The organism is Caballeronia eucalypticola, from assembly GCF_047608185.1.
GTDB lineage: Bacteria > Pseudomonadota > Gammaproteobacteria > Burkholderiales > Burkholderiaceae > Caballeronia.
In genome coordinates this window covers 20,244-30,961 of the sequence record NZ_JBLKRU010000068.1, presented here as the reverse complement: position 1 = coordinate 30,961, position 10,718 = coordinate 20,244, and the positions used below count along the sequence as shown (strand labels likewise).

At 54.0% G+C, this 10,718-nt stretch carries 8 protein-coding genes; 3 read left to right on the top strand and 5 right to left on the bottom strand.

Annotated elements, in window-relative coordinates; genetic code table 11:
* Positions 1–12: 12 nt before the first annotated feature.
* Together ACMX25_RS37805 and ACMX25_RS37800 are read right to left on the bottom strand one after the other, a co-directional pair.
* Positions 13–510, bottom strand: coding sequence for an IS5 family transposase (locus ACMX25_RS37805; protein ID WP_286162053.1), 498 nt, complete (start codon positions 508–510; stop codon positions 13–15).
* On the bottom strand, positions 420–830 hold the full coding sequence (locus ACMX25_RS37800; protein WP_062093255.1) for an IS5/IS1182 family transposase: 411 nt from the start codon (positions 828–830) through the stop codon (positions 420–422). The genes ACMX25_RS37805 and ACMX25_RS37800 overlap by 91 nt, the downstream gene beginning before the upstream one ends.
* 442 nt (positions 831–1,272) lie before the next feature.
* Between ACMX25_RS37800 and ACMX25_RS37795 the strand changes: the two genes are divergently transcribed.
* The 3 genes from ACMX25_RS37795 (at position 1,273) to ACMX25_RS37785 (ending at position 4,409) form a co-directional block, all read left to right on the top strand.
* Positions 1,273–2,427, top strand: coding sequence for a porin (locus ACMX25_RS37795; RefSeq protein WP_414954971.1), 1,155 nt, complete (start codon positions 1,273–1,275; stop codon positions 2,425–2,427).
* A 182-nt stretch (positions 2,428–2,609) separates the two neighbouring features.
* Positions 2,610–3,521: an NmrA family NAD(P)-binding protein gene (locus ACMX25_RS37790; RefSeq protein WP_414954970.1), complete on the top strand. Its 912-nt coding sequence runs from the start codon at positions 2,610–2,612 to the stop codon at positions 3,519–3,521.
* 174 nt (positions 3,522–3,695) lie between these two features.
* Entirely contained in the window at positions 3,696–4,409 is a 714-nt protein-coding gene (locus tag ACMX25_RS37785; protein WP_414954969.1) for an SDR family oxidoreductase, read from the top strand.
* Between the two features lie 282 nt (positions 4,410–4,691).
* Here the strand turns inward: ACMX25_RS37785 and ACMX25_RS37780 are convergent, their stop codons facing one another.
* The 3 genes from ACMX25_RS37780 to ACMX25_RS37770 all read right to left on the bottom strand — a co-directional run bounded on the left by ACMX25_RS37780 (position 4,692) and on the right by ACMX25_RS37770 (position 10,710).
* Positions 4,692–5,588, bottom strand: a complete 897-nt coding sequence (locus tag ACMX25_RS37780) for an alpha/beta hydrolase (protein WP_414954968.1) — start codon at positions 5,586–5,588, stop codon at positions 4,692–4,694.
* 392 nt (positions 5,589–5,980) lie between these two features.
* Positions 5,981–7,501 (bottom strand): efflux transporter outer membrane subunit, encoded by a 1,521-nt coding sequence (locus ACMX25_RS37775; protein WP_414954967.1) that lies wholly within the window; start codon positions 7,499–7,501, stop codon positions 5,981–5,983.
* 14 nt (positions 7,502–7,515) lie between these two features.
* Positions 7,516–10,710, bottom strand: coding sequence for an efflux RND transporter permease subunit (locus tag ACMX25_RS37770; protein WP_414954966.1), 3,195 nt, complete (start codon positions 10,708–10,710; stop codon positions 7,516–7,518).
* Between the last annotated feature and the right edge of the window lie 8 nt (positions 10,711–10,718).

The window sequence follows — 10,718 nt, the reverse complement described above, 5'->3', positions numbered from 1 at the left end:
TTAGAGGGCAGTTCAAAAAGGCTGCTCAGTTCGGCTGAAGATGTTCCAGCAGACGAGTGAGCAGGCTAGTTTGAGGAATGCTTCGTGAATGTCAGATCGGCGCTCGAAGCGAATGCGAAGACGCCGGAAACCATGGAGCCACGAATGAGTCCGTTCAACGACCCAACGGAACTTGCCGAGACCGCTGCCGTGTTCGGTGCGGCGCCTGGCGATGACCGGTCTGATTCCACGCTCGCGAAGTTGGCGGCGATGCGAGTCGGAGTCGTAGCCACGGTCGGCGTAGATGACCTTGGGTTTGCGAAGCGGTCGGCCGCGTGTGCCGCGAATCGGCGGGATAGCGTCGACCAGCGGCAGCAGTTGCGTGACATCATTGCGGTTCGCGCCGGTCACGATCACGCTGACAGGAACGCCGTTCGCGTCTACGAGGACGTGGTGTTTGGACCCTGGTCGTGCGCGATCGGTGGGGTTTGGCCCAGTTTTTGGCCCGCCCCAACGGCTCGCACGGACGATGAATCGACAGCCGCATATGAGAAATCGAGCTGGCCAGATTCGCGCAGCTTGTCGAGCAGTAGCCCGTGCAGCTTGTCCCACACCCCGGCCTGCTGCCAGTCGTGCAACCGACGCCAACAAGTCGCTCCAGAGCCGAAGCCCAACCGGGTCGGCAGATGGTTCCATCGCATTCCTGTCTTCAGCACAAGCAGGATGCCATTGAGTGCTGCACGGTCCGAGACCGGCAACCTTCCAGGGTATCGCTGGCGTCGCGGTTTGGGCGGTGGAAGTAGCGGTTCGATCAGTGCCCACAATTCGTCATCGATGATAGGTGCCGGCATTCCTTGATCCGTTGTTCAGGTATCCAAGGTTAACCGTTTCGTGGAAAAGTAAACAGCCCTTCCGAGCTCTTTTTGAACTGCCCTCTTAGTGATCCAGCTTCAGTACTGTTGTTCTGAGCGACCGCTTTTTCGTCTAGTCCATCTCAACTAGCATGGGTCCGTCGACTTGGCATTTTTAGCGGCGCTCACTCTGAAGTTCAGAGATCTCGGACCCGGCTGCTCCATTTCTTGGTTGCAGAAATTCAGTGGTACGAAAGCGTCCGCGCTCGTTCTGAGCGGCCACGTTGTTTAGACCTGATGTGTAAGGCAGCATCCTAAGCTGGACTAGGAGTTCTCTTAGTTACCGCTACTCAGGTTTGAGGTCAGTTGCTAAATACGCCGCGACTTGTAGTCGCGTTGTTGTCGCCATGTTCCTTTATTTCGGCCATATCTAGGAGAAAAGATGAATAAGTATGTCTTGACCGCCATGTCGGCGAGCATTTTAGGAGCCGCAGGGGCAGCGCAGGCCCAAAGTAGTGTCACACTTTATGGCACGATTGACGCAGGTTTGGGCTATGTGAAGACAAGTAACGGAAACCAGTATGGAATGGTGAACGGAACATTGTCGGGCGACCGATGGGGGATTAAAGGCCAGGAAGATCTTGGCGCGGGAATGGAAGCGATCTTTGCGTTGGAAAGTGGATTCGATATCGGTACTGGGCGCTTGAATCAAGGTGGTCGCGAATTCGGACGTCAAGCATTCGTTGGATTAGCCGGAAACGCCTGGGGCACCGCGACGATCGGGCGTCAATATGATCCGCTGGTTGATATGGTGCAGCCGTTGACCGGCGACAATTATTTCGGCGCTGCGATCGCGACCCCGGGCGATGTCGATAACTACGACAACAGCCTGCGGGTTTCTAACGCTGTAAAGTATATTTCGCCGAATTTCGCCGGCTTCCAATTTGAAGGACTGTACGCGTTCGGAGGCCTCGCTGGGCGCACCGGGCAGGGGTACACATACAGTGGTGCAGTGACGTATAACAACGGCCCGCTGGGTATAGCGGGCGGCTATTTTCTTGCCACTAATCCCAGCCCGACTACTAACGCAGTGCGAGGTGGCTGGGATTCTACTGCTTCATCAGACGCCATCTTCGATGGCGCGATCAACAGTGGCTACGCGTCAGCACATTCGCTGGGTATCGCACGCGCTGCTATTCAGTATGTGTTCGGGCCCGTCACAGTAGGCGGCTCATACAGCAATGCGCAGTACAAGAACGACGGAAATTCGTCGTTCAACAGCACCGAAAAATTCAACGTCGGGAACACTTTTCTGAATTTCCAATTGACGCCTGCGATGCTTGTGGGGGCGGGATATTCTTATATGAAGGCGAGCGGCGATACGTCCGCAACCTATCATCAGGCGAGTCTGGGTGCTGACTTTTCACTTTCGAAGCGCACTGACCTGTACGCGGTCGCGGCCTACCAACACGCACGCGGGACCCAACGAAATTCGGATGGCACGACTCAAAATGCACAGGCGTCAATCGGCTCTTATGGCTACAACGGGACAAGCAGTCAGGAACTTGCAGTTGTTGGTATCAGACACAGATTTTGATGTCGTAGTTGTCTCTATAGGGTCGTCAGTCTGATTAAGTAATACCACGTGACAATGACATGGACGGGTCGGGGAGGTTCTCGACACACACGTCTTTTCACATGCCATTAGCGGTAGTTCACATCGTTGGACATCTGCAAACGTTCAACAATGTGATACGTCTTTCAAACGGAGGTAAGCGTATGAGCACGGAACGAGTTTTGGTGGTTGGCGCAACAAGTACGGTGGGCGGGTATGTCGTGCAGCAATTGAAACAGGCGGGAGTGTTCTCGCCAGTTGCTGCCACGCGAGATCCCGAAAAAGCCGCCTCGTTTAACAAGCAGGGAATTGAAACGGTCATCTTGGACCTAGCTTCACCTGATTCGGTAGCCGCTGCGATGAAAGGAATTCGAAGTGTGTTCCTGCTAACCGGATACACCGTCGAGATGCTTCAACAATGCAAGCTTGTCGTCGACCAGGCAGTCAAAGCGGGTGTGAAGCACATTGTCCATATGGGAGCTTGGGCACCCGACGACACTGACATCGCTCATTTCGGCTGGCATCAATTTATCGAGCGGTACATCGAAGGGAGTGGCCTGGAGTGGACGCATATCGCTCCCAACTTCTTTATGCAGAATTTGCTCGGTTCGGGAAGCCTGTGGCGTTCATTTTCGAAAGGTAAAGATTCGGATGGCCTTCCGCTGCATACGTTCTTTGGTGATGCAAAGATAGGATGGGTGTCAGCAGAGGATATTGCACGTGCAAGCGTCGCGGCGCTTCATGACGTAGATACCCACGCGGGAGAAAAATATAATCTTTCCGTTGAAGTGCGGTCGGTGAGTGAAATCGCTGAGATACTGGAGCGGACACTGAACCAGAAATTTACCGTGGTAGATCACGAACCTGAGGTCTTTCACGAAGCGTTGATATCAGGCGGCATGGAGCCGAATTATGCCGCATCTGCTCTTGACACCCTTAGAAGATTTAGGCTGAGCGCCGTCCCTGAGCAAGATAAGGTTTTCGATAATTTCAAATCAATCACAGGCGTGGAGCCTATTGATTGGGTCCGATTTGCGCGTCTTCATCGGGCGGAGTTTTTGGATAAACCGCAGTAATGTCATTCGTCGGATTCGCGCACTTTACGCAGCAAGTTTCGGCATGACACCAAAGCGACTGACAGCACGAAGCTCGGGCTGGTTGCCACTAAAGTGCGTGCGCAGAGATTGCCTGGTGGCACGCGTGCTTGGCCAGCGCTTCCTATCTCGTTTATGACGTAAAAAGGGCGGAACATGTCAAAACTTACCGGCAAGAAGATATTGATCGTTGGGGGAAGTTCAGGAATCGGTGCTGCAACTGCGAAGGCTTTCGCGGATCTAGGTGCAGATGTAACCATTGCATCGCGCAACATGGAAAGGTTAGGCGCGACGGCTGCCGAAATTAATCCGTCGGTCGAAGTCGGAACGATTGACATTACCGATGACTTGTCCGTCCAGAGGTTCTTCGATTCTGACGTCACTTACGACCATGTTGTTGTGTCTGGCGCTCAAACGCCGATCGGTTCGTTACGCGAATTACCTATGTCGGACGCGTATGCCGCGATGGAAAGTAAATTTTGGGGCGCTTACCGCGTGGCCCGTTACGCAAAAATTTCCAACGATGGTTCATTAACTCTTGTCTCCGGGATCTTGAGCACCCGGCCGAGCAACGGCGCCGCTGCCCAAGGAGCCGTAAACGCCGCCGTTGAAGCACTCGCACGGGGTCTGGCGTTGGAACTGTCGCCAGTAAGAGTGAACACCGTATCGCCCGGAATCATAGCGACGCCTCTATGGTCGAAGCTTGACGATAAGTCGCGTGAATCCATGTATGAAGCGACTGCGGCACGTCTGCCTGCGAGACGGATGGGTCAGCCGGCAGATGTCGCCAATGCCATTGTCTACGTAGCAACAACGCCTTACTCCACTGGGTCAACCGTGGTGGTTGATGGCGGACATGCGATAGTCTGATATTGGACGAAGTAAGGGAATGCGGGGCTGTGAAATGATTTTCACAACCCCTAGCTCGCACTGAAAAACGTTTGGCAACAATCTTCGAGGAGAACGCGAGTTGGTTTTAATTTATATTAATAAGTCGAAGAAATCAATAGAACTTAAGATATTTAGATGATTATTAAATTAAGACCAGATTGGAGCAGACGAACGGTTTGTTCGAAATCCCGAGCATCCCTGATTCGATTAGATTGCCCGCGCTTTAAACATCTCTAACCAAATGATGAGCGGTTACCATGACTATGGCTTCAGGTGCTTGACGAACCAAGCAACGGCCGCCTGCGAGGATTGCTCGAAACCCTCGAAGTACGGCGTGTAATGTCCTCCGGGCATGAGGACAAGTGCCTTGGGTTCCAATGCGCGCTCGTAAGCAGCAAGCGCCATATCACTCGGTGCGGTTGTATCGTGCGTCGTACCAACCAACAGAAACGGTGTCGGAGAAATGCGATCGATCCAACGGCCTGGCTCGTACATTCGGGCGCGACGATTGGACTGTAAAGTTATTTCGTTCTTCCACATTCCAGGGGGAACGGTTTGCAAAAAGAAATCAACCGTGTCTTGCGAGTGATACTGCGCCGGAACGTTCGGATCCGAGTCTGCGAGTCGCCGAGTCTGAGCTGGCTTTCCTTCTAATTGTCCACGTGAGTCATCATCAAATGCCGACTCCATGGCAGCCACGCGGTCGGGTGTAACGCGACGAAGTCCTGAGGCCCATCCATCAATTGTAGGAACTTGGGCCACGATGGCTTTCAAGCGTCGATCAGTTGCTCCTAGCACGATAGCGTGGCCGCCGGAGTAGCTTGTCCCCCATAATCCGATGCGTTTTGAATCTACAAATTCGAGCTTCTCGAGGTAACTGATTGCCTGCCTCCAGTCTTCGATCTGACGCCATGGATCAATGTCCTGACGGGGATGGCCATCGCTCTCGCCGAAGTTTCGGTGGTCGTGGGCAAGTACGACAAAACCGGCGTCAACGAATGCTTGAGCATATTTCTCAAGTCCATGGAATTTTGTCGCGCCGAACCCGTGCGCGATTGTAATAGCAGGCGACGCTTTCGCGGCGTGGTCGGGCTTAAACAGCCACGCTCGAAGGATCGTGCCGTCAGTGGCAGAGAACTCAACATTTTGTCTGGTCATGAACTGCTCCTTGGTAAGTGTTTCGCGAGTCGTGAGACCGGCGAATATGGGCTGCTGCGGCGAGCGAACTGTGGGGGCACAACACGCTCAATCAATAATGGCATTGCTTGTCGTGCGCTTTGCATGAGAGGGAAGGACCCCCAGCTCTAGTGCTCTTCCCAAGCGCGCCCTTAAATACATACTTTGAGGTATTTCAAAATAACATCAGCGAGATGGAATCGAGCTTAAAGTCGAGCGACACCATGATTCGTATAGGGTTAAAGCGGCGGAACCATTTCACGCCGGTAGAGCGTCTGTCGGAGCGACACACTCATCATCGAGTCGTTTCTTCGGTAGAGGAAACACCTGTGCTAACGCTTTGCTGCCTGCGACTTTTGGCGTTATAAATCTCGCTAGTTTGTTTTATCGAGATGCGAGTTAGGGGCGGCAGGCGCGATGCCCGTGTCACCCCACCCACCGCCTAATGCTCGAATCAGATTGACGGTTGAAACCGCTTGCACACCAGCGAGCTGCACAGCCGCACGCTGCGATTGCAAAACGGTGCGCTGCGCATCGATAACGTCCAGATAGTTGATGGCACCCTCGGTGTATTGCGTGCGGGAAAGTTGGGCCGCGCGGGACGACTGGTTGACGGCCTCCGACTGCGTCTGCATTTGCGTTTCAAGGATCCGTAAATCTGAAAGATTGTCCTCAACCTCGCGGAAGGCAACCAGAACTTGCTGACGATAGTTTGCCGACTCTTCCTCATACACAGCCCTCGAGTTCGCTAGATTCCCTTTACGCCGCCCGCCATCAAATATCGGCACTGACAGGGCCGTCCCAGCGAACGGGCCAAGCAAAAACGTGCGCGTTGACCAGTTGAAGAGGTCCCCTAGAGTGGCTGATTCAAAGCCTCCCGAACCTGTAATGTTCAGCGAGGGAAAGTATGCTGCCTTCGCCACGCCGATTCGGGAGTTCGCGGCCGCCATGGCGCGCTCGGCGGCAGCAATGTCTGGCCGACGCTCGAGCAACGATGACGGCAGCCCCGCAGGAATACGGATGTTGACCGGTGCCAACGGATTGGCCGCCATCGAAAACTCTGACGGTGTTTTGCCCAGCAGCACTGCCAAGCTGTGCTCTGATGCTGCACGCATCCGCTGGACGGTCATTGCGTCAGACTTTGCGGTGGCGAGCTCTGACCTTGCCCGTGCGACATCCAATTCACTGATATCCCCTTCAGAAAAGCGGCGCTGTACGAGTTTTAAGGCCTCCTCTCGCAGGGAAACAGTGTGCGCGAAAACGTCGCTTTCAGCGTCGAGCTCGCGAAGATTGAAATAATTTTGTGCAACATCTGCCTGGAGGGCTAGCAAAACGGACCTATAAAGGGCCTCGCTTCTCTGCGCATCAGCGGTCGATGCCTTCACCGAGTCAGAAACGCGGCCAAAGAGGTCAACCTCGTAAGACGCAGCAGCTTGAGCTCGCCAAAGCGTCTGAGACGGGACATTTGAGTTGTCTGGCTCGAACTGCGACGCAGGCGAGAGTCGTTCGCGAGTCGGACCAAATCCAGCATTCAGAGTAGGAAATAGGGCCGCCCGCGTAGTTTGATTTATGGCTCGCGCCTCTTTGACTCGTGCAGCGGCGGCTTTCAGATTTTGGTTAGAAATGGTGGCTTCATGCTCAAGGTCATTAAGCGTCTGGTCGTCAAAGACAGCCCACCACTCGCCTCGTTGCACCTGCTCCGAAGGTTGTGCAGTTTTCCAAGTGCCAGATTCACCAGCGGCGAGCGTTGGCTCAGGCGACGCTTCTTTGAACGATGCTGTACTGGACATCGTTGGCTTCTCATACGTCGGAGACAAAGAGCATCCGGCTGACAGCAGAAGAAATCCCAGCAAGGACGACAGTCCCGCCCAGCGTTTGATTTTTAAGTTATTCATGATGTGCATATCCCTTACGCTTCGGACGTAGCGTTGACGCCGCGCATGTGTGGGTTGTGTCCGTGTTTATCGACGATCCGCTCCCCACCAGCGAGTTTCCTGAGAAGCACGTAGAAGACAGGAGTAAGCATCAGACCGAACAGCGTCACACCGAGCATTCCGAAGAAGACCGCTACGCCCATCGCGTGGCGCATTTCAGAGCCCGCACCAGACGAAGCTACAAGTGGTACAACACCCATGATGAAGGCGATTGAAGTCATCAAAATCGGGCGAAGCCGCAAGCGGCTTGCTTCGATTGCCGCTTCCACGATAGACCGGCCTTGCATTTCCAGCTCGCGTGCAAATTCGACGATCAGAATGGCGTTTTTAGCGGATAGACCAACGAGGACCATTAAGCCGATCTGCGTGAAGATGTTGTTGTCACCCTTCGTTAACCAGACCCCGACGAGCGCGGATAGGATGCTCATTGGAACAATCATGATGACGGCAAGCGGAAGGGTCAGGCTTTCATACAACGCGGCAAGCACCAAGAACACCAAAAGCACGCTAATCGGGAACACGACCAAGGCCGCGTTGCCAGCAAGGATCTGCTGATACGTCAGGTCGGTCCATTCAAATTTGATTCCATGCGGCAAGGTTTCTGCAGCGATTCGCTCGATAGCCGCCTGCGCTTGGCCAGTTGAATAGCCAGGAGCCGGGCCGCCATTAATGTCAGCCGCGGTGTAGCCGTTGTAACGTACTACCATCTCCGGCCCGTAAGTTGGCGTTACCTTCACCAGGGACGAAAGCGGTACCATTTCTCCATTCGCGTTTCGCGTCTTGAGCAGTCCAATGTCTTCAGTATGTGAACGGAATGGTGCGTCCGCCTGGACGCGAACCTGATACACACGCCCGAAGCGATTGAAGTCGTTGACGTAGAGCGAACCGAGATAAACCTGCATCGTGCTAAACACGTCTGTTACGGAGACACCCAACTGCTTAGCTTTGACTCGGTCGAGGTCAACATTGAGTTGAGGCACATTGACTTGATAGCTGGTGAAGGTCGGACCAAGTTCCGGTGCCTGGGCAGCACGTTTGATGAATGCCTGTGTTGCGTTATCAAGCGCTGTGTAGCCAAGCGCGCCTCGATCTTCGAGCTGCAGTTTGAATCCCCCGAGCGTGCCGAGGCCAATGACGGGAGGAGGAGGGAAGACGGCGATGAACGAGCCCTTGACCGCTGCGAATTTCTTGTTCAAATCGGCGGCAATCGCGTTACCGGAGAGGGACGCGCCTTTGCGTTCGTCAAATGGCTTAAGAGTGATAGCCATCACGCCTGCGCTTGACGAATTGGTAAAGCCGTTGATCGAAAGACCAGGAAACTGAACAGCACTCGCAACCCCGGGTTCCTTGCGGGCAATATCACCCATCTGGCGAAGCACATCCTGAGTACGGTCAAGCGTTGCGCCGTTCGGAAGTTGCGCAAAACTCATCAGGTACTCTTTGTCTTGGGCAGGCACGAATCCCCCCGGGACGATCTTCCCCATCAAAACTGCGGTGCCCAACAGAACGGCGTACACAACCATCATCACCGCTTTTCGATTCAAAACGCCAGACACGCCTTTGCTATAGCCTTCAGCGCCGCGGTGGAAGACCTTGTTGAATTGGCGGAAGAAGCCCCCAAAGACACGGTCCATGGCAAGTGTGAGCCAGTCCTTCGGTTCGTCGTGCGCTTTGAGCAAAAGGGCTGCGAGTGCCGGCGACAACGTTAGTGAGTTGAACGCAGAAATAACGGTCGAGATAGCGATTGTCATCGCGAACTGTTTGTAAAATTGACCGGTCAGACCTGACATGAACGCAAGCGGAACAAAAACAGCTGTCAAGGTCAATGCAATTGCTACGATCGGTCCGCTCACTTCGCGCATGGCCTGGTACGTGGCCTCTCGCGCCGATAAACCAGATTCAATATTTCGCTCGACATTCTCCACCACGACAATGGCATCATCCACTACGATACCGATTGCGAGGACCATCCCAAAGAGCGATAGCGCATTGATAGAAAAGCCGAAAGCGAGAAGCAAAGAAAAGGTACCCACGATTGAGACGGGTACGGCAAGCAATGGAATGATTGACGCACGCCATGTCTGCAAAAATACAATGACCACGAGGACGACAAGCGCGATAGCTTCAGCGAGCGTGTGAATGACCGCTTCGATACTTGAGCGCACGAATCGGGTTGGGTCGTAGACGATCTTATATTCAACCCCCTGCGGCATGTCGGCCTTCAACTCCTCCATTGTTTGGCGGACCTGATCCGAGATCTGCAACGAATTCGCACCCGGCTGCTGATTGATTGCCATCGCGACAGCGGACTTATTGTCCAACATCGTTCGCAAATTGTATTCAGAGGCGTCCAGCGACACCCGTGCAACATCGCGCAAATGCGTGACAGCCCCATCGGGAGAAGTTTTCAGCACGATGTCTTGAAACTGCTCTTCTGACTGAAGGCGCCCTTGGGTATTGACGTTCAGTTGGAGCGGCACGCCTGGGAGTGACGGAGACGAACCGATCACTCCGGCGGCGACCTGAATGTTTTGCTCTTTGATCGCGTTGACGACATCGGTCGCTGTCATTCCACGTTGCGCTACCTTCTGCGGATCAAGCCAGACCCGCATTGAATAGTCGCCGGCCCCCCACATCAAGACCTCGCCAACACCCTGGATACGCTCCAGGCGGTCCTTGATGTTAATTTTTACATAGTTACGCAGGTATGTAATGTCGTAGCGGTTGTCTGGAGAGATGAGATGGACCACCATCGTCAGCGTTGGGGACGACTTGATGGTTGTCACGCCCAGACGTTGTACGTCCTCAGGGAGCCGCGGCAGGGCCTGTGACACGCGGTTTTGCACCAGCTGCTGCGCCTTATCCGGGTCCGTACCAAGCTTGAATGTGACCGTAGTTGTGAGATTGCCGTCGCTGTTGGCTTGCGACTGCATATACAGCATATTCTCGACACCGTTTATCTGCTCTTCGAGAGGCGCTGCAACGGTCTCCGCAATCACCTTTGGGTTCGCGCCTGGATACTGAGCGTGAACAATCACGGACGGAGGTACCACCTCGGGATATTCCGAGATCGGTAGCTTAAATACCGAAATCAATCCGGCCAACAGGATGAGTATCGATAAGACGCCCGCAAAAATCGGACGGTCAATAAAGAATTTAGAGATGTTCATGGCGATAA

What these genes read in the sequence shown, in the direction of transcription:
- ACMX25_RS37775 (WP_414954967.1), bottom strand. Translation starts at nt 7,501, where the DNA reads ATGAATAACTTAAAAATCAAACGCTGGGCGGGACTGTCGTCCTTGCTG.
- ACMX25_RS37785 (WP_414954969.1), top strand. Translation starts at nt 3,696, where the DNA reads ATGTCAAAACTTACCGGCAAGAAGATATTGATCGTTGGGGGAAGTTCA.
- ACMX25_RS37790 (WP_414954970.1), top strand. Translation starts at nt 2,610, where the DNA reads ATGAGCACGGAACGAGTTTTGGTGGTTGGCGCAACAAGTACGGTGGGC.
- ACMX25_RS37795 (WP_414954971.1), top strand. Translation starts at nt 1,273, where the DNA reads ATGAATAAGTATGTCTTGACCGCCATGTCGGCGAGCATTTTAGGAGCC.
- ACMX25_RS37780 (WP_414954968.1), bottom strand. Translation starts at nt 5,588, where the DNA reads ATGACCAGACAAAATGTTGAGTTCTCTGCCACTGACGGCACGATCCTT.
- ACMX25_RS37800 (WP_062093255.1), bottom strand. Translation starts at nt 830, where the DNA reads ATGCCGGCACCTATCATCGATGACGAATTGTGGGCACTGATCGAACCG.
- ACMX25_RS37770 (WP_414954966.1), bottom strand. Translation starts at nt 10,710, where the DNA reads ATGAACATCTCTAAATTCTTTATTGACCGTCCGATTTTTGCGGGCGTC.